The organism is Streptomyces sp. NPDC014734, assembly GCF_043083325.1.
GTDB lineage: Bacteria > Actinomycetota > Actinomycetes > Streptomycetales > Streptomycetaceae > Streptomyces.
This window is the reverse complement of sequence record NZ_JBIBYN010000006.1, coordinates 228213-247906: the sequence shown is the minus strand read 5'-3', so window position 1 is coordinate 247906 and position 19694 is coordinate 228213. Positions and strand designations below refer to the sequence as shown.

Here is a 19694-nt window from a genome sequence, read left to right as displayed (position 1 = left end):
CCCTGAGAGCCTGCCCCGGTGGCGACGGGGACGACGGGGTGGCCCCCAGGGGACCGCCGGGGCAATATCAGGGATCGGCCAGGGTGGGCGTGGGTCCCGGACGGGGGCCCGGCCCGTCACCATGGACCCATGACCGTTCCCCAGGACGCCTCCCCCGGTGTCGCGCCACCCCCCGAACCGAGGCCGCAGCTGCGGCGCACCCCGCGCCAGAAGGTCGTGGCCGGGGTGTGCGGCGGCCTCGGCCGGTACTGCGACGTCGATCCGGTGATCTTCCGGATCGTGCTCGGTGTGCTCTCCGTCACCGGTGGCGTCGGGCTGATCTTCTACGGTTTCGCCTGGCTGCTGGTCCCGCTGGACGGGGAGGAGGAGAACGAGGCGCGCAGGCTGCTGTCCGGCCGGGTCGAGGGGGCGTCGCTGATCGCGGTGCTGCTCGCGCTGATCGGGTGCGGGCTGTTGCTCTCCATGCTGAACAACGGCGGCACGCTGGCGTTCTCCGCGATGCTGTCGCTCGCGGTGGTCGGCTTCGCCGTCTGGACGCAGAACCGCAGGGCCGCGCCCCAGGATCCGCTGCACCCGGCCACCGCGCAGGCGGTGGCGGACGCGCCGCCCGAGGTGAAGGCGCCGCCGTCGCCGGGCAGCCCCTCGTGGTGGCGGGACCCGATCATCAAGGACGGCACGACGGGGCCGGTCGCGCACGGCTATCTGTGGGGTCCGGCGGACGCACCGTCCGCGGTCCGTCCGCCGCGCCCCCGCGGGGCGACCGCGCAGGCACCGTTCCGGACGCCCGGGCAGGAACCGGGCACCAGGGGCCCTGCCTCCATCGGGGGTCTGGTGTTCCTGCTTGCGCTGATCGCGGGCGGCCTGGGCACGGGCCTGACCTGGGACTCCCACCCGCTCGGCACGAGTCTCCAGTTCGGCCTGGCCGGTGCGCTCGCGGTGTTCGGGCTGGGGATGCTGGTCAGTTCGTTCCTCGGCCGGACCGGGTTCGGCACGGTGCTGCTGGCGATGATCACCGCGGTGCTGCTGGCGGGCGCGTCCGCGCTGCCGAAGGACATCACCACGCAGTGGGTGCGCGAGAGCTGGCGGCCCGCCTCGGCGGCGGCGGTCCGGCCGCAGTACGCGCTGGCGTCCGGGGACGCGCGGCTGGACCTCAGCGAGATCACCGTCCCCGCGGGCGACACCGTCGCGACGCGGGTGAAGGTCTCGGCGGGCCGTGTGCGCGTCGTGGTACCGAAGTCGGTGACGGTGAAGGTCGACGCGCGGGCGGGGCTCGGCGACATCTCGCTGCCGGTGAGCCGCCCCGGGGACGACTCCGCCGGTCGGCCGCGCGATGTGGACGTCGCCCCCTCGCAGAACGAGCACCGCACACTGCTCCCGGACCCGGGCGGCAAGCCGGCCGGCACGGTGGAGCTCACTCTCGAAGTCGGTCTCGGACAGGTGGAGGTCACCCGTGCTGCGTCATGAGATTCGTCCGGGCCGGGCGGTGGCGGGCGTGGTCATGCTCGCCCTGGCGGCGGGATACGCGGCTGACGCGGCGGGGGTCTGGGACGCCCCGTGGATCTTCTTCTTCCCGCTGCTCCTCGGCGGTCTCTGGCTCGCCACCACCGTGACCTGGGTGAGCTACATGATCCGTCGCCGTCGCGACGCGAGGAGCGCGTCCGCGGAGAAGGACGCGGCCCCGCCGAGCAGCAGCGGCAGCCAGGCCATGAGGTAGACGAGGTCGTTGCCGAGGTAGTAGGGCGTGGTCTGCCAGCTCATGGTCAGCCACAGACTCAGCGAGATCAGCGCCCCGCCGAGCGCGGCGAGCCGCCCCCACAGCCCGAGGAGGGTACCGAGGCCGACGAGCAGTTCACCGACGGCGATGGCGTATCCGAAGCCGACGGGGGCCTTCAGCGCCAGGTCGACGAGCGCGGGGATCGCGGACGAGTCGCGCACCGCGTGCATCGTCGCGCCGATGGAGCCGTCGCCGCTCGCGCGGAGGAAGGAACCGTCCGTCAGTTTGTCGAGCCCGGCGTAGACGAAGGTGACACCGAGGAAGATCCGCAGGGGCAGCAGGGCGTGCCGTCGCGCCAGCTCCCCGATCCCCAGCGGCTCGCCCAGACCTCGCCCGCCCATGCCGACGCGTACGTTCATGTCGCTTCGTACGCCCATGCCGCCGCGCACGTTCGTGCCGTAACCCCGCATTGTGGTTGCCCCATCTTCCGTAGACCCGTCACCAGACGATACGTAGACGGGCGGCGCGTCGCCCACCCGATGGGCCGTCCGGCCGGTGCGGAGGTGTCCGAAGGCCGCGGATCAGAGGTTTCCGGAAGCCGCGGACCGGGTCGCCGGGGACCGAGGATCGTGGAGCGCGGATCATGGATCGGGGACCGGCGGGGTCAGTCCGTGACCTCGATCTCCACCCGGTTCGTCTCCACCCCGGCGGCCGTCACGACCTGCACCTCCACCCGGCCCGGTTCCACCTCCACCGGTACCGGCACGGTGAGCACGCCGTCCGTCGGGTTGGCGAAGCCGCCGCTGACCGGGACGAGCGGCACATGCACATGGACCCGGCCGATCCTGACGACCAGACCGGCCAGCCGGTCGGGGGCCCCGGCGCCGGGCGGCACGAATCCGGCGCCGCGGATCTCGATATCGTCACCGGTGCGAATCGGCGCGTCCAGGTCCCCGGCCTCGCGGGCCCGGACCACGGACAGCACCACCGGACGCCCGCCCTCCACGTACTTCCCGGCGAAGTACGCCGCCGCCGAGACCATGACCAGCAGCGCCAGCCCCCAGGGCAGGTCGGGCAGCTGCTCGGGCCTGCGGGCCAGCCGGACCGCGGCGAACAGCACGGCGACGGTGCTCACCAGCACGTACTGCACATCGGTGAAGCTGCCCCGTCCGGAGTCGTCGGTGAGCAGGTCGGCGGCGCGCGGCCGGTCGGCCCGCAGCTTCTGAACCCGTCCGGACAGGGTCCGTACGGTCACCACCCGGCGCACGATCACGGCGACGGCGCACACCAGCGCCAGCACGGTCACCATCCCTGCGCCCCGGGCCAGGTCCAGCCCCTCGATCAGCGCGTCGCGTTCGGCGTGGTCGGAGGCCCCGGCCAGCTGAAGCGCCAGCACGAGCACGGAGAACACGGCGAGCAGCACCCAGGAGGCGGCGACCGCCCGGGAGGTGGAGAGCCGGTTGTCCTCCCCGATCACCGGGGCGAACAGACCACCGCGGGCCCGGTGGACGTGGGCGGCTCCGGTCAGCAGGGCCGCGGTGACGAGACCGGCGACGAGACCGGCCGTACGGGCGTTGGTCCAGCCCGCCCCGATGGCGGTGGCGGCCTCGGCGACGACCAGCACGGCCACGGCCGCCCACACCGTGACCAGGGTGCGCCGCCACACCCGGTACAGCCAGGCGTCACCGGCCTCCCGGCCGCGCTCCGCGACGTTCCGGGCCGACTGGGTCAGCTCGTCGGACACCCATTGGCGGGTCGCGGAGACGGACCTGGCGACACCGGCCGGCAGTCCTTGCCCCGCGGCGAGTTCGTCCCGTTTGGTCAGGAAGGCGGCCACCGCACGCCGGTGGCCCTCGCGCGCCCCGTGCGGGCAGCCGCCGCACGTACAGCCGCCACTGTGCGTGCCGCTCGCCCTCGCCTCGTCCAACGCCACGGAGAACGCCGCCCTTTCCTGCCCCGGTTCAGCCAACTCAGCTGTGATTGCAGCGAATTGTGCCGCACGCAGGGGCTTCGGGCCGCATCGGCCCGGCCCGAAGCGGCGCATCGGGCGCATACGTGATCGATCCGACCGCCGAAATAGACGACGAAGGGCGATATGAGCGATACGCACAGCATGCGCGTCCGACGTCGGGAACGCCCGCGTCCGACGCGACGGCAACACCCGTCATCCTCGGGCGGTCCGGTTGTAACTCCTTTCGACTTCGGACGGTCCGGCTGCTCCTGCCGTCCTCAGGCGGCCCGGCGGTCATGACACGTCCTCAGGTGGTCCGGACCGGTCATGACCTGCGGCCGATCCGGCGCCACAGCGGCTGATAGCTGATCCACGCCACAAGATCGCTGCCGAGCCGCTCCCGGGTGGCGACGGCGTCCCGGTGCTCGATCGGCACCGGCTTCCCGGCGGCCCGCGCGGCGAGTTGCACCTGGCAGGAACGCTCCAGCGAGATGAACCACCAGGCCGCCGCGTCCACCGAGTCGCCCACGGTCAGCAGTCCGTGGTTGCGCAGCACGATCGCCTTGCGTCCGCCGAGCGCCGTCGCGATCCGGCGGCACTCCTCCTCGTCGACCGCGACCCCGGTGTAGCCGTCGTACAACGCGTGGTCCTCGTAGAAGGCGCAGGACTCCTGCGTGATCGGTTCAATGAGCTCACCGAGCGCGGCCAGCGCCCGGCCGTGCACCGAGTGGGCGTGCGCGACGGCGACGACGTCCGGCCGGGCCCGGTGCACCTGTGCGTGGACGGCGAACGCGGCCTGGTTGACGTGGTGCCGCCCCTCGACGACCTGTCCGTCCCCGTTGACCAGGATCAGTTCGTCCGCCGCGATGCCGTCGAAGGGGGCGCCGAAGGGGTTGGCCCAGAAGCAGTCGGCGAACTCCGGGTCACGTGCGGTGAGATGACCGGAGACGCCGTCCTCGTAGCCGTACTCCCCGAACAGTCTGAGCGCCCCGGCGAGCCGCTCCTTGCGGTACGCGCGTTCCTCCGCCACCGATGCGTGGACGGGCGGCATCGCGAAGTGAAGCTGGTCCACGGGAACGGGCACGGGAACGGGAACGGGAACGGGAACGGATGCGGGCTCGGACATGGCGGCTCCTCGGGCTCCCGGAGAACAGGGAGGAACGTAGGGGGAGGAAGCTACCGCCGGTCGCCGCAAGTGGCCAGAGGTGGGGAGGGACCGGTCCGGTGAGGGACCGGCCCGGACGAGCGCTACCGGCCGCGGCTGTAGATCCGGGTGAGGTCCGCCTCGATCAGGAACGGAACGTCCAGCTTCAGCTCGTTGTGGTAGATGCCCGTCGGGGTGTACGCCTGCCGAGCGGGATCGAGTTCGTACACGTACACGATCGGCATGCCGTCGGCATCCGCTTCCACCCGCCAGAAGTGGACCACACCGGCCGCGGCGTACTTACGCGGTTTGACGTCACGGTCCCGGTCCAGGGAATCGGGTGACACCACCTCGATGACGAGGACGACGTCCTCGGGCGCGTACCAGGTCTGGTCGGCACCGGTGTCCGCCTCCGCCCGGTACACCAGCATGCCGGGCTCCGGGCGGTTCCTCCTGTCGATCCTGATGCTCATTTCCCGGTCGACGTCCAAATCGTCCGGGAGATGCGCGAGCAGGGCCTGCTCCAGCAACCACATCGTGCGGGTGTGGAACTTCCGCTGCGGACTCATGAAGACGAGACTTCCGTCGATCAGCTCGGTGTGGGGCGGGAGGCCCGGAATCCGGTCGAGGTCGTCCGCTGTCCACCCGCCCTCGGGCGGGACGGGCCACCGCTACCGCTGCTGCTCAAGCCTGGACTCGGGTGCGGCGCTCATGATTGCTCCCATGGGGCAGAGTCTCGTCTTCTCAGCCAGCGTACCCAGCACGAACGCCGATGCCGCCGCCCAGACGAATGAGCGACGGCATCGGCATTGATCCTGCTGGGAGTGATCCCGCTGAGGGGGTCACTCCCACTCGATGGTGCCCGGCGGCTTGCTCGTCACGTCGAGCACGACGCGGTTGACGTCGGCCACCTCGTTGGTGATGCGGGTCGAGATCTTGGCGAGGGTCTCGTACGGCAGGCGCGACCAGTCGGCGGTCATGGCGTCCTCGGAGGAGACCGGGCGCAGCACGATCGGGTGACCGTAGGTGCGGCCGTCGCCCTGGACACCGACCGAGCGGACATCGGCGAGCAGGACCACCGGGCACTGCCAGATGTCGCGGTCCAGGCCGGCCGCCGTGAGCTCCTCGCGGGCGATGGCGTCGGCCTCGCGGAGCAGGTCGAGCCGCTCCTCGGTGACCTCGCCGACGATCCGGATGCCGAGGCCGGGGCCGGGGAACGGCTGGCGCTGGACGATCTCGTCGGGCAGGCCGAGCTCCTGGCCGACCATCCGGACCTCGTCCTTGAACAGCTGGCGCAGCGGCTCGACGAGCTGGAACTCGATGTCGTCGGGGAGACCGCCGACGTTGTGGTGGGACTTGATGTTGGCGGTGCCGGTGCCGCCGCCGGACTCGACGACGTCCGGGTAGAGGGTGCCCTGGACGAGGAACGCGACGTCCTCGCCACCGGCGGCGCCCTCGGCGACGATCTCGGCCTGAGCCTGCTCGAAGACCCGGATGAACTCGCGGCCGATGATCTTCCGCTTCTGCTCGGGGTCGGAGACCCCGGCCAGTGCCTTCAGGAACCGCTCGGAGGCGTCGACGACCTTCAGCTGCACGCCGGTGGCGGCCACGAAGTCCTTCTCGACCTGCTCGGTCTCGCCCTTGCGCATCAGGCCGTGATCGACGTACACGCAGGTCAGCTGGGAGCCGATGGCCTTCTGGACCAGGGCGGCGGCGACCGCCGAGTCCACCCCGCCGGACAGGCCGCAGATGGCGCGCTTGGAACCGACCTGCTCGCGGATCAGGGCGACCTGCTCCTCGACCACGTTGGTCGTGGTCCAGGTCGGCTCGATGCCGGCGCCGCGGTAGAGGAAGTGCTCCAGGACCTGCTGGCCGTGCGTGGAGTGCAGGACCTCGGGGTGGTACTGGACGCCGTAGAGCTTCTTCTCGTCGTTCTCGAAGGCGGCGACCGGGACGACGTCCGTGGACGCGGTGACGGTGAAGCCCTCGGGAGCGGCGGAGCAGGCGTCGCCGTGCGACATCCAGACCGACTGCTCGGCGGGGGTGCCCTCGAAGAGCGTGGAGCCGGTCTTGGAGACGGTGAGCGGGGTGCGGCCGTACTCACGGGCGCCGTTGTCGTCGACGGTGCCGCCGAGCGCGGTCGCCATCAGCTGGAAGCCGTAGCACATGCCGAAGACCGGCACCCCGGCCTCGAACAGCGAACGGTCGAGGGAGGGCGCGCCCTCCGCGTACACCGACGACGGGCCGCCGGACAGGATGATCGCCCGCGGGTTCTTGGCCAGCATCTCGGCCACCGGCATGGTGGACGGGACGATCTCGCTGTAGACCCGGGCCTCACGGACGCGTCGGGCGATGAGCTGGGCGTACTGCGCGCCGAAGTCGACAACGAGGACCACGTCGGTGGTGCTGTCGGGGGCGGCGGGGGGTGCTGCTGGCACGGGGCGGCCTTCCGGCGGTGAAAAGGGGGTCGGTTTTGTCGATTCTACCGGGGTTGCGGAGTCGGCCGTCGTCCCGTCCGAGGGGGCGGGACGGTACGACGCGGATCGCACCGGGGCGGGCGGCGTCCTGCGAGCGGTGCCGGGGCGGGCAGGACCGGTGTCTCAGCATCCGGGCGCCGCGTGGGGCCGTTCCCGTCGGCGGGGCATACTGGGTGTCATGCGTCAGCACACGACCTTCGTCTTTACCTATGGCATCCGGCCCGCCGGCTGCCATGGTCGTGCTGCTTGATCGACTGACAAGCAACGTTCCAGGCGCCCCGGGCCGAAAGGCCCGGGGCGTTTCGGCGTTCCGGGACCGATCGCCTCCCGGGGCCCTCACCCACGAGGAGTCCGCACGATGAACAGCACCGTCCCCGCCCCCGTGACCGACGCGACCGCCCCCGCCGCCGTCACCACGGCGTCGGCCCGCACCACCGGGGCCACGGCCGAGAAGACCGGCGCCCATACCGAGGAGGCCGCCGCGCTGATCGCCGACGCGCGGTCCCGCATCGACGCGCTCGACGACCGGATCATCGGGCTCGTGCAGGAACGGATGGCCGTCTCGGCCGTCATCCAGGAGGCCCGGATCACGTCGGGCGGCCGCCGTATCAACCTCTCCCGCGAGATGGAGATCCTCGGCCAGTACCGGGACGCGCTCGGCAAGCCCGGCACGTCCCTCGCCATGACGCTGCTGGAACTGTGCCGCGGACGGGCCTGACGCCCCGGCGGCCGGGGTGTGCGGGCGTATCCCAGTTCGGGCCCGCTCTCACCCGTACGGCGCGTGACCGGGTCCGCGACGGCTTCGTTGGTCCCGGTGTCCGTGCCAGCCAGGGGCGGCTTTGGAAGGAAACCACGCGTGGCTCCGCCGGAGCGTGAGGCGTACGCAGGTACGCCGTGGGACCACGCCCCGGCGTGCGTGACCGGTCGGCAGGGGACAGCAGCCCGGTCACCCCATAACGGCCGGCTCCGGGGACGCCCGGAGCCGGCCGTGTCCGGTCGGAGGGGCGCGCGTACCGCGTGACCCCATGACCGCGTGACCCCATGACTCCGGCGGCGACACGGGAAGGGCCCGCCCCGATTCAGGCTCCGTCGGCCCCCACCGCCTCCGTGACGCGTTTCCACCGCACCGGCACCGGCGCCGTACGGCGGAGTGAGTGGTGTCACACAAGAGTTTTGTGATGCGTCGGACAACCATTGCCGCGCACCGGGGGTCAACCATGCGGAACGGCCGGATCACGCCCGGTGAGGGCGTGCTGTCCGTGCGTACCGCGAACGCGGAGGGGCTGCGCTTGGAGGGGGGTGCAGCCCCTTCCGCCGTGAGGGGACACGCCTGTGGCGGAACACGCGCGTGACGGGACTGCGTCACCGCACGGCGACGCCCGCACCCGCCTCGACCACCGCGGTCACGGCTTCTTCTTCGGCGGGACCGCCGGTATGCCGAGGAACGGCAGCTTCAGCGCGCCGAAGGCGTCCTCGGGCACCGCGGGCGACCGGGGTGCGACGGCGGCCAGTCGCTCGTACCCCTCGCCCTGTGCCGGTCGCCGGTCCTCCTCGCCCTTGTTCGGCCAGAAGGACATCGCGCGCTCCGCCTGCGCGGTGATGGTGAGCGACGGGTTGACGCCGAGGTTCGCGGAGACGGCGGAGCCGTCGACCACCGAGATGCCGGGGTGCCCGTAGAGGCGGTGGTACGGGTCGATGACCCCGTCCTGGGCGCTCGCCCCGATCGGGCAGCCGCCGAGGAAGTGCGCGGTGAGCGGGGTTCCCATCAGCTCGCCGACGTTCGAGCCGGGGAAGCCGTTGATCTCCTCGGCGAGCAGTGTGGCGCTGCGGGTGGCCTCCTCGATCTGAGTCGGGTTGGGTGCTCCGTGGCCCTGCCGGGCGGTGAGCAGGCCCTTGCCGATGCCGCCCGGCTTGCGGTACGTCGTCAGCGAGTTGTCCAGCGACTGCATGACGAGCCCGATGATGGTCCGTTCCGACCAGCGCCGGTTGGAGAGCGAACGCAGCGCGAGGGTGGGGTGCCTGGCGACGTTGCCGAGCCAGCCCAGCACCCGGCGGCCCCCGTAGGGCACCTGGAGGATGGACAGCGCGCCCATCGCGTTGGAGCCCTTGCCGTAGCGGACCGGTTCGATGTGGGTGTTCTCGTCGGGGTGGATCGACGAGGTGATCGCGACGCCCCGGGTGAAGTCGGCCCTGGCGGTGCCGTGCTTCCTGCGGTAGCGCCGGTCGGTGGTCTGGGAGCCCACCAGCGCTTCGGAGTTGGTGCGGGTCAGTGCGCCGAGCCGGTCCGGGATGCGGGGCAGCAGCCCGCGGTCCTTCATGGTGTGCAGCAGGCTCTGGGTCCCGTACGTGCCCGCCGCGACGACCACCTGGCGGGCACGCAGCCGGGTGGGCCCCGTCTTCCGACGGCGGTCGGTGGGAACGGTGACGACGCGGTAGCCGCCCTCCGGGTGGTCCGTGATCGCGACGACCGAGGTCATCGGGTGGATGACGGCGCCGGCCCGCTCGGCGAGGTGGAGGTAGTTCTCGTTGAGGGTGTTCTTCGCCCCGTGGCGGCAGCCGGTCATGCATTCGCCGCACTCGGTGCAGGCCCGGCGGGCGGGGCCCGCGCCGCCGAAGTACGGGTCGGAGACCGTGCCGCCCGGTTCGGCGCGCGCCGAGCCGTCGGCGTCCTCGCCGTCGCCGAAGAAGACGCCGACCGGGGCGAGGTGGAAGGTGTCGCCGACGCCCATGGCCTGTGCGGCGGCCTTGAGGTGGACGTCGGAGGGGGTCGTCGTGGGGTTGAGCCGGACCCCGAGCATCCGCTTGGCCTGGTCGTAGTACGGCCTCAGCTCGTCCTGCCAGTCGGTGATGGACGCCCACTGCCGGTCCTCGAAGAACGGCGCCGGGGGGACGTAGAGGGTGTTGGCGTAGTTGAGCGAGCCGCCGCCGACGCCCGCTCCCGCCAGCACCATCACGTTGCCGAGCAGGTGCACGCGCTGGATGCCGTAGAGCCCGAGGGCGGGGGCCCACAGGTAGTTCCTCAGGTCCCAGGAATTCTTGGGGAGGGAACCCGCCGTGAAGCGGCGGCCCGCCTCCAGCACTCCGACGCGGTATCCCTTCTCGGTGAGCCGGAGGGCCGACACCGCGCCGCCGAAGCCCGAGCCCACGACCAGGACGTCGTAGTCGTACGCGACGTCGTCGTCGGCCGGTTCCGGGGCGGCGGACGGTGTCCGGGCAGGGCTGTCCTGGGGCATGGCTCTCCTCGGTGCGGTACGAAAAAAGCTGGTGGACGCGGGCGGAAGGGGTGTACGCGGGCAGGCGCCGGCGGACGCGGGCGCCGGTCAGCGCAGCCGGAACGCCTTCATCGCCTTCAGGCTGCGGGTCATGAACGCCGCGTACTTCGCGTCGTCCATGCCGAAGGACGGGGCGAGCGGGATCAGCCGCTGCTGGGCGACGGTCTGGGCCTCGGTGTACTTGAGGATGCCCTCGGAGCCGTGCCGCCGGCCGAGGCCGGAGTCCTTCATGCCGCCCATCGGGGACTGCACGCTTCCGTAGGCGGGCGCGTAGCCCTCGTTGATGTTGACCGTGCCGGTCCGCAGCCGGGCGGCGACGCGGTGGCCCCGCCCGGAGTCCTTGGTCCAGACGCTCGAATTCAGGCCGTACGGGGTGGCGTTGGCCAGCGCGATCACCTCGTCCTCGTCCCGGAACCGGTAGACGGAGACGACCGGGCCGAAGGTCTCCTCGGAGCAGACGGCCATCGGCGCCTCGACGCCGTCGAGGATGGTCGGCTCGTAGAACAGCGGGCCGATGTCGGGCCGGGCGACACCGCCCGCGACGACCGTGGCCCCCTTCTCGACGGCCTCCGCGACGTGCCGGGTGACGGTCTCCAGTTGACGTTCGCCGACCAGCGAGCCCATGTCGGCGCCGTAGGCGAGGGAGCTGCCGAGCCGCATCGCCCTGGTGCGGGCGGCGAAGCGGGCCACGAAATCGTCGGCGACCGACTCGTGCACGTAGAGCCGCTCGATGGAGATGCAGAGCTGCCCGGCCGAGGAGAAGCAGGCGCGGACGGCGCCCGCGGCGGCCTTCTCCACGTCGGCGTCCTCCAGCACCAGCATGGCGTTCTTCCCGCCGAGCTCCAGGGAGACGCCGACGAGTCGGGCCGCCGCGCCTTGGGCGACCTCGCGGCCGGTGCGGGTCGAGCCGGTGAACGAGACGTAGTCGGCGTGCTTGACGACCTCGGGGCCGACGACCGGCCCGTCGCCGAGCACCACCTGGAAGACCTCGGCGGGCAGTCCGGCCTCGATCAGCAGGTCCCGGGCCCACAGCGCGGTCAGCGCGGTCTCCGTGTCGGGCTTCATCACGACCGCGTTGCCGGAGACGAACGCGGGCAGCGCGTCACCGACGGACAGCTCGAACGGGTAGTTCCACGGCGCGATCTGGCCGACGACGCCGCGCGGCTGGCGCAGTTCGGTGACCTTGGTGAGGGTCGGCACGACCCCGGTGTGCCGCTTCGGCCTCAGGTACGCGGTTGCCCGGCGCCCGTAGTGGCGGGCGGCGACGGCGACGGCCTGCACCTCCTCGTGGGCGTGCAGCCGGGCCTTGCCGGTCTCCAGCTGGATGAGGTCGAGGACCTCGGCCTGTCGGCTGAGCACCAGGTCGTGGAAGCGGAGCAGGACGGCCGCCCTGGCCCGGACGGGGGTCGCGGCCCAGGCGGGCTGGGCGGCACGGGCGCGCTCGAAGGCGGTCGCCACGTCCTCGGGGGTGGACTCGGGCAGGTCGGCCAGCTTCTCCCCGGTGAAGGGGGTGTGGTTGGCGGTGCGGCCGGAACCGGCCACGCCCCGGGTCAGCTGGGCGACCACCTCGGGAGTCACCACGTCGGCGGCGGTGCGCACGCCCGCCGGCGCGGGGGCCACGGGGTTGGTGCCGACCGGGGCTGCGGAGGTGGGCGCGGGGGCCTGCGAGTCCGTCATGAGGGCGAGAGTACGTCCAGCCGCCCGCTTTGGGTACCCGTGGGTAACGGGTTTTCACGCGACCCACAAACAAGCCAGTGATCACTGGCAACAAAGCCCCTGATCAGGGCCCATGCCGTCACCGGGCCCAAACGGAACGGTCAAGTCGGAAGCAGGTGTCCGTGGCCCGGGGTCCTGGCCGGAGCTCCCGGCCGGGGCCCCGGCACGGTCCCTCGGTCCGGGCCCCTGGCGGATCGGATCAGTCGGAGCCCTCGGGCGCTCGCCAGCCGCGCAGGATCGTGTCGAACTGCGTCCGGGTGGTGTCCCAGTCCTCCGCCGGGCCTGTCATGTACAACGCGTACTCCGGGCCGCCGGTCTCCCCGAAGTACATCTGGTCGATCGCGTGGCGCGGCCCCGGGTGGTCCTTGGTCTCCGTCCAGGTGAACTCCCAGAGCGAACCCGGCCGGTCCCGGTAGGTGTTGGAGTGCAGGGTCTTGCGCTGATACCCGGGGAGCCGCTCGGCGAGCTGTTTCTCCAGGTTGAGCATGTGCATGTACGAGTTCTCGAAGTCGGGCGCCGGGTCGACGCTGATCCGGATGTAGTGCACGCCGTTGTCCGGGGTGTAGTCGATCTGGTTTCCGTCCGCCCGGCGCTCCCAGCCGTCCGGCACGGTCAGGCTGAAGCCCTCGGGGTCGTCCACCCGGTGCCAGCCGTCGGGAATCTCCTTCGTCTCCTTCGTCCCCTCCGTCTCCCCCGCCCCCTCCGCCTTCTTCCGCGACGACGCGTCGGGGTTCACCGGATGCGTGGCGGGCGGAGCGACGGGCGTCTCGGACGCGTGGGTACCGGTACCACCCCGCCCGGCGGTGTCCTCGCCCGCGCGGTCCTTGTACCGCATCGCGGCGAGCCCCGCACCGCCGCCGATCACCGCGGCGGCGACGACGACCAGGACCGCCGTGCGCCACCGGCTCCCGCCGCGCCGGGTCACCGGGGCCGACACCGGCCCGGCGGCCGGGGCCGTCGTGGGCCCGGGCCCGGATGCGGACCCGGCGGCCGGGGCGGGCAGTCGGGCGGTGCCCGCAGCACCGGGGGCGGCGTCCGGGCCGACCGTACGCAGCACCTCGTCGGGAACACGCTGTGTCGGCACGAACGCCTGGGCCGCCTGGGGCGCACGGCCCTCCATGGCGTCCAGCAGCATCCGTTCCGTCTCGGCCGCCGAGGGTCGCTCCTCGGGCTCCTTGCGGAGCAGCGCGGTGATCACGGGGGCGAGCGCGCCCGCGCGCTCCGGCGGTGGCGGCTCCTCGGTGACGACGGCCTGCATGGTGGAGATCGGTGACGTGCGCCGGAACGGAGAGCGGCCCTCGACCGCGGTGTAGAGCGTGGCACCGAGGGACCACAGGTCGGAAGCCGGTCCGGGATCGCCGCCGCGCACCCGCTCGGGTGCCAGGTAGTCGATGGAGCCGACGAGTTCACCGGTCCTGGTGATGGTCGAGTCGCCCTCGATCGCCGCGATCCCGAAGTCGGTGAGCAGCACCTGGCCGTCGGCGGCGAGCAGCACGTTGCCGGGCTTCACATCCCGGTGCAGGACACCCGCGCCGTGCGCCGCGCGCAGGGCGCTCAGCACATGGAGACCGATGCGGGCGGCCTCGCGCGGCTCGATCTCGCCGATCTCCTTGGCCGCGTCGGCGAGCGACGGCCCGTCGACGTACTGCATGACGATCCAGGGCCGGTTGTCGTACTCGATCACGTCGTGGACGGTGACCACGCCCGGGTGGGTGATCCGGGCGGCCGCACGGGCTTCCTTCTGCGTGCGGGCGTGCAGCACGATCCGGTCGGCCTCGGCGGCGTACTGGCCGGCCGTCAGCTCCTTGACCGCCACCGTGCGGTGCAGCACCTCGTCGTGCGCGCGCCACACCTTGCCCATGCCGCCGCGACCGAGGACCTCGCCGAGCCGGTACCTTCCGGCCAGCACAAGTCCCGTGTCCGTACCCTGTGATCGATCCACGTATCCGCGCCCCGTTCCTTCGAAGGAAAGATTACGGAGGGGTGCTCGGCCACGGAACCTCGCATCCCCGTGGAGACCGCACTGTGATGCTTGTCGCTCCGCCACCGGACCACCGGCGCAAAGAAACGGTTCAGCGCGTCACGCGGTAGGAAGCGACGGCTTGTTGGTAGATGTCCGAAACCTCATCACGCCGGTTCTCGGGGCCGATGACCTGGATGACGTGGTAGCTGCCGTCGACGATCATGGCGAGGTTCCGTGCGTACACCTCGCGGCCCGCGTCGTCCTGCCAGGTGAACTGGCCCTCGGCCATGGCCTGTCGGCCGACGTCGATCCGGCGCAGTCCGGTCGAGCTCGACCAGCCGGAGTCATGGAACTGCTGCAACTCCCTCTCCTTGTCCGCCTGGTAGGCGAGCGGGTCGGCGCCGACGGCCTTGACGGTGTCCCGTCCGGGCACGATCAGTACGCTGAAGCCGTCGGCGCCGTAGCGGATCTGACGGTCCGCGTTGGCGGGGGTGCGCTGCCAGTCCTTGCGCACCGCGATCTCGAAGCCCTCCGGGTCCTTGCGCAGGGTGTATCCGGCGGCGACGGCCACGGCGGAGCGGGTGGTCTGCGGCTGCTGGGCCCCGGACGGCGGTACGGACGGCTGTTCGCCGGAGGTCCCGTCGGTGCCGGGCCGGGGCTCACCGGAAGCCGGCGCCCCTCGCCCGGAGGCGCCGGGGTCGCTGCCCGCCTCGGGCATGAACAGCACGGCGTACCCGATGGCCGCGACCAGGGCCAGCAGGATCAGTACCAGGAGCAGCCGTCCGAGCCTTCTGGGCGAGCGCCCCTCGTTCTGCGGGGAGCCGGGCGGCGGGGTGCGCAGCACCTTGGGGCCCTTGGGTTCGCGCGGCGCCCTGGGCGGCTTCGTCGGCCGTGGCGTCTTCTCCGGCCGGGGTGCCTTCTCCGGCCGGGGCGGCTTCTCCGGTCCGGGGCGGTCGTGCCGGGCGGGCTGCTCGCCCGTGCTGCGGTGCCGCCCGTGGGCCGCGCCACGGCCGAAGAGACCGCGGCGCCTGCGGACCAGTTCGCCCCGGCGGCGCACGATGGGGAGCCGGGTGGCGTCGTCGGCCGGCAGCGGCACGACGTCCAGCCCTGCCTCGGGCTCGGGCGCAGACCGCACGAGCGAGCGCAGCCAGCCGCTCAGCTCCTCGATGTCCGGCCGGTCGGTGGGGTCCTGGCGCAGCAGCGACTCGACGACGGGGCGCAGCGGCCCGCACTCCTCGGCGAAGGCGGGGGGCTCGCCGCACACCATCTGGACCAGCTCGGCGGCGTTCTCCTCGGGGTAGGGGGCGTGGCCCTGGACGGCGCGGTAGAGCAGCGCGCCGAGCGCCCAGAGGTCGGTGGCGGGGCCGATCGGCGGGGCCAGCCGCCAGTTCTCGTGTATGGGGCCGCCCTGTTCGGGTGCCCAGCGCTCGGTGACCGCGCCGACGAGGGCGATCCGGGTCTGCCGGGCACGCTCGGCGGCGAGCGGCGTGGCGGGGCCGCGGTACGGGGTGTCCGGGCCGCCGCTCGCGACGAGGTCGCCCCAGCCGCCCGACCGGCTGCCGGGCTCCGGCCGATGGGCCGGAAGTGCCGGAGCCTCGTCGTGGTGCCGGGAGTCCGCGCGCCGGAAGTCCCCACCGGAGCCGCCGGCGGGGACGGGGCGCCCGGTGTCCGGGCCGTCGTTCCAGGTCCCGGTGAGGTACACCCGCCGACCGGGGGCCGACGGGCCGGGGGGCACCCGGCCGTCGCCGTCGTCACCGTGGTCGTCGCGGTCATCCCGGCCGCCGTGATCGTCACCGCCGTGATCGTCACGGTCGCCGTGATCGTCACCGTGGCCGTCACGACCGCCGTGGTCGTCGCGGTCGTCGTGGTCGTCGCGGTCGTCGTGGTCGCCGTGGTCGTCGGCGTGGGTCCCGTCGTCATGCGGGGCAGGCGCGTATGGGGCCTTGGTGTACGGGGTGGTGACGGGCGGGGCGGTGTACGGGTCCTCGTCCGACGCGTCCATGTCGCCGCCGTCCCACCGGTCGGCCGGTCGCGGACGACTGCCGCCGAGCGCGAGCGAGCCGCCGTTCTCCGGGCCCCGGGGGCGATGGACGGGCAGCGGGGCGGTGTCGTCCGTTCCGGGGGCGGACGGCGGGAGGAACTGGTTCATCGGGGGCGGCACGGCCTCCAGCTCGCCCGCCGCGCCGGTCCGGGCGCCTCCGCTGGCGCCGTCGCCGAACACGGCGATCTCGCCGCCGTACACATCGTCCGCGTACGCGCCGTCGTCCGCGTGCGCGCCGTCGGCTTCGTACACGCCGTCGGCTTCGTACACGCCGTCGGCTTCGTACACGTCGTCGGTGTCGTAGACGTCGTCGTCGGCATACGCGTCGCCGTGGGCCCCGCCCTCCTCGACTGCCGCCTTCTCGATGGCCACCGGGCCACGTGGGGCCGGCACCTCCGGCGGGAGGAGCGGCGGGGGCGGGACGTACGGCCCGGTCGTGTCCGGTCCGCCCGTCGGGCCGACCGGCCCGTGCGCGGCCTCACCACTCTCCGGCGGGCCGCCGTAACCGAGTTCGTCCTCGTCGTCGGGCTGGGGCGTGGGCACGTAGCCGCAGAGCGCCTCCTCCGCCGCCCCGGCCGCCAGGCCGGTCAGCACGACACGGCCGTCGTCGCAGACCAGCACCGTGCGGACGGTGACGTTCCGATGGGTCCAGCCGTGGGCGTGCAGCACCCGCAGCGCGGCCAGCACGTCGGAGCCGATCTCGGCCGCCCTGAAGGGGTTGAGCGGGCGCTCCGCGAGCAGGGCCGCGAGCGGCCGGGCCGCGACGAACTCGCTCACGATCCAGAGCGATCCGGCCTCGGCGAACACGTCGAAGACCTGGTCGAGCCGGGGGTGGTCGGGCACCTGGGCCGCCGCCTGCGCCGCCTCGACGGCACGTCGTACCGCCGGGTCCGCGGGGCGCCGGACCGCTCTCCCCGTGACCTGCCGGACCGAGGGCACCGGGCCGTCGGCGTCGAGCACCTCGGCGTCCACCACCTCGGGCAGGGGCACCTGACGGACCAGCACCTCCTGGCCGCTGTAGGTGTCGAACGCCCGGGTCTCGACACGTTCGTACGCGTCGGACGGGGGCAACGGCAGGCGGTAGCGGTCGGCGAGCACCCGACCCGCGTAGTCGTCCACGACGCCTCCCCAGAGCGCGCTGTCCCCCCGGTCACGAGGACCGCTCGTCCACATCAATCACGGTCACTCGCGGTGCAATTGACCGACTTTCCGGCTCCGTACGGTCTTCAGGCTCTCACGATACGTGGCAAGTGGCAGCGGTGCGCGGGGGTCGGTCCATCCCGGGCTCCCGCACCCTGCGCGTCCGCAGGTCAGTCGATGGGTGCGAAGGTGGCGAACGCGGTCTCGCGCAGGGTCCGGCACTCGTCGCCGTCCCACTCGTCCACCGGGCAGCTGATCATGATCGCGTAGCCGTGCTTCGCGTCGGCCTTGAAGCCGCGGTTGAGGACACGCACCCGCTGCCCCTGCTGGGTGCGCTCGAACTGCCAGTCGGCGACCGTCGGGTAGCCGTTGTACTGGACCTTGTTCACGCCCAGGTGGCGGTATCCGTTGCTGGTGGCCGCGACGCCGCCCTTCGCGGCGTTCCACGCGGCGGCGGCGTCGCGGCCGGGCGAATCGGTGTAGTCGACCTGGACGCGCGGGAAGCCGCCGTCGGCGTTGTAGATGGCACCGGACTTCTTTCCGGAGTCGTGGTCGAACCGGAAGGTCCCGGGCATCGCCATCTCGAAGTGGTACTGCTTGTTCGTGACGGACGCGTAGCCGCCGGGCAGCTTGTCGCCCTTCGGACCGTCCGCCCCGGTGGCCGGGGCGTCGTCCTTCTCCTGCCCCTTGCCCTGGTCCCCGTCCCGGCCCTTGTCCTGGCCGCCGGTCGAGTCGCCCGCCCCGTCCCCGGCCTTCTCGCCGCCCTTGCCGCTGTCGGTCTCCGGCGAGCTTCCGGCCGTCGAGGCTCCGGCCGAGGCCGACGTGCCGTCCTTGCCGTCGCCGACCCGCGCGTCGTTCTTGTCCTCCCCGCCGAGGGAGAGCACGAGGACGGTGGCCACGACGGCGAGGACGATCACGGCCGCGATGATCGCCAGGGTCCGGCGCGGCACCACGTCCGTGATGGACGCGCGCGGCGGAGCGACCGGCGACGTGGCCGGACGCGCGGGCGGCACGGCGGTGGCTGCCGCGCGCCCGGCCGTCGTCGCCGGGGGCCGGACCGGCTTCGCGGTGGCGCCGGGGCCGACGGCCGGGGCGGTGGCCGACGGCGGCGGGGGCGGGACGGCAGCCGCCCCGGCGGCGGCACCCGCGGCGGCGGACGGGCCCGCCTTGGCGGTCCGTACGGAACGCAGCGCGCCACGCAACCGGTCCCGCGCGCCCTCGACGGGCTCACCGGACGCCGGGGCCGCCTTGGCCGCTCCGCCGTCGGTCTTCCCCGGCAGCGCCATGATCTGGGTGGCCTCGGCGGGCGGCACCACCGGGGCCGGCTTCTCGGGGGCGTGGATCACGTCGTTGAGCAGGGCGCGCGCGCCCGCGTCGTCGAGCCGCTGATCGGGGTCCTTGGCGAGCAGGCCGTAGATGACGTCCTTCAGCGGACCGGCGTTCTTCGGCGGGTCGAGCGGCTCGGTCATCACCGCGGTCAGGGTGGCAATAGCCGACCCCTTGTCGTACGGCGGGGAGCCCTCGACGCTGGCGTAGAGCAGTCCGCCGAGCGACCACAGGTCGGCGGGCGGTCCGGGTTTGTGCCCCCGGGCGCGTTCGGGCGAGATGTACGAGGGCGCGCCGACGAGCATGCCCGTCGAGGTGACCGAGGGGTCGCCCTCGACCTGGGCGATGCCGAAGTCGGTCAGCACGACCCGGCCGTCCTCGGCGATCAGCACGTTGGACGGCTTCACGTCGCGGTGCAGGATGCCTTCGCGGTGCGCCGAGCGGAGCACGTCGAGTATCGCGAGACCGACCTCGGCGGCGCGTCCCGGCGTCAGCACCCCGTCCTCGCGGATGGCCTCGGCGAGGGACTTGCCCTCGATGAGTTCCATCACGATCCACGGCCGGTCGTCCTCGTCGACCACGTCGAAGACGGTCACCGCGCCGTTGTTGCGGATTCTGGCGATCGCCTTGGCCTCGCGCAGCGTACGCGTGATGAGACGGCGCTTCTCGTCCTCGTCGATGGCCGAGGGGAACCGCAGTTCCTTGACCGCGACCGTGCGGCCCAGTGTCTCGTCGACGGCACGCCAGACCGTGCCCATACCGCCCCGGCCGAGCACCTCCCCGAGCCGGTACCGCCCCGCGAGAAGACGTCCGTCCGTGTCCCGTTGGGGCCCCTGTGCCTGCTCCGCCTCCGACATGCGTCCCCTCTGCGATCAACCCGCCCTGGCAGAGCGTTCATTGTCCCTCACCCCGGGACCGGCAGTGGTGCCGGGTCCGCGGGCCCGCCATGA

The 19694-nt window shown here is 72.7% G+C and carries 11 protein-coding genes and 1 pseudogene; 2 read left to right on the top strand and 10 right to left on the bottom strand.

Translation table 11 applies throughout. The features are described from left to right. Positions 1-129: 129 nt before the first annotated feature. Positions 130-1464 carry a PspC domain-containing protein gene (locus tag ACF1CT_RS13195; RefSeq protein ID WP_391783891.1) on the top strand — a complete coding sequence of 445 codons (1335 nt, stop codon included), beginning with the start codon at positions 130-132 and terminating at the stop codon, positions 1462-1464. 156 nt (positions 1465-1620) lie between these two features. Here the strand turns inward: ACF1CT_RS13195 and ACF1CT_RS13190 are convergent, their stop codons facing one another. The 5 genes and pseudogenes from ACF1CT_RS13190 to guaA all read right to left on the bottom strand — a co-directional run bounded on the left by ACF1CT_RS13190 (position 1621) and on the right by guaA (position 7247). After that, positions 1621-2133, bottom strand: coding sequence for a DoxX family membrane protein (locus ACF1CT_RS13190; RefSeq protein ID WP_391783890.1), 513 nt, complete (start codon positions 2131-2133; stop codon positions 1621-1623). A 245-nt stretch (positions 2134-2378) separates the two neighbouring features. Next, positions 2379-3647, bottom strand: coding sequence for a hypothetical protein (locus tag ACF1CT_RS13185; RefSeq protein ID WP_391783973.1), 1269 nt, complete (start codon positions 3645-3647; stop codon positions 2379-2381). A gap of 343 nt (positions 3648-3990) precedes the next feature. Beyond that, on the bottom strand, positions 3991-4791 hold the full coding sequence (locus ACF1CT_RS13180) for a class II aldolase/adducin family protein (RefSeq protein ID WP_391783889.1): 801 nt from the start codon (positions 4789-4791) through the stop codon (positions 3991-3993). Between the two features lie 122 nt (positions 4792-4913). Next, a pseudogene (locus tag ACF1CT_RS13175) lies at positions 4914-5522 on the bottom strand (Uma2 family endonuclease). Positions 5523-5651: 129 nt separating this feature from the next. Next, positions 5652-7247, bottom strand: a complete 1596-nt coding sequence (gene guaA, locus ACF1CT_RS13170) for a glutamine-hydrolyzing GMP synthase (protein WP_391783888.1) — start codon at positions 7245-7247, stop codon at positions 5652-5654. A 397-nt stretch (positions 7248-7644) separates the two neighbouring features. On the opposite strand from guaA, the gene ACF1CT_RS13165 reads away from it, so the two are divergent. After that, positions 7645-8004: a chorismate mutase gene (locus tag ACF1CT_RS13165; protein WP_391783887.1), complete on the top strand. Its 360-nt coding sequence runs from the start codon at positions 7645-7647 to the stop codon at positions 8002-8004. A gap of 685 nt (positions 8005-8689) precedes the next feature. Here the strand turns inward: ACF1CT_RS13165 and ACF1CT_RS13160 are convergent. From ACF1CT_RS13160 to ACF1CT_RS13140, 5 genes are all read right to left on the bottom strand, one after another. After that, entirely contained in the window at positions 8690-10519 is a 1830-nt protein-coding gene (locus ACF1CT_RS13160; RefSeq protein ID WP_391783886.1) for a GMC oxidoreductase, read from the bottom strand. An 87-nt stretch (positions 10520-10606) separates the two neighbouring features. After that, positions 10607-12235: a succinic semialdehyde dehydrogenase gene (locus tag ACF1CT_RS13155; RefSeq protein WP_391783885.1), complete on the bottom strand. Its 1629-nt coding sequence runs from the start codon at positions 12233-12235 to the stop codon at positions 10607-10609. 238 nt (positions 12236-12473) lie between these two features. Continuing rightward, the gene (locus tag ACF1CT_RS13150) at positions 12474-14216 is read right to left on the bottom strand and encodes a protein kinase (protein WP_391783884.1); all 1743 of its coding nucleotides are present in this window, start codon (positions 14214-14216) and stop codon (positions 12474-12476) included. Positions 14217-14346: 130 nt separating this feature from the next. Continuing rightward, complete coding sequence (locus tag ACF1CT_RS13145; protein WP_391783883.1) at positions 14347-17397, bottom strand: protein kinase; 3051 nt, start codon at positions 17395-17397, stop codon at positions 14347-14349. 191 nt (positions 17398-17588) lie between these two features. Then, a complete protein-coding gene (locus tag ACF1CT_RS13140; protein WP_391783882.1) occupies positions 17589-19601 on the bottom strand; it encodes a serine/threonine-protein kinase in 2013 nt (670 codons plus the stop codon). Positions 19602-19694: the final 93 nt, after the last annotated feature.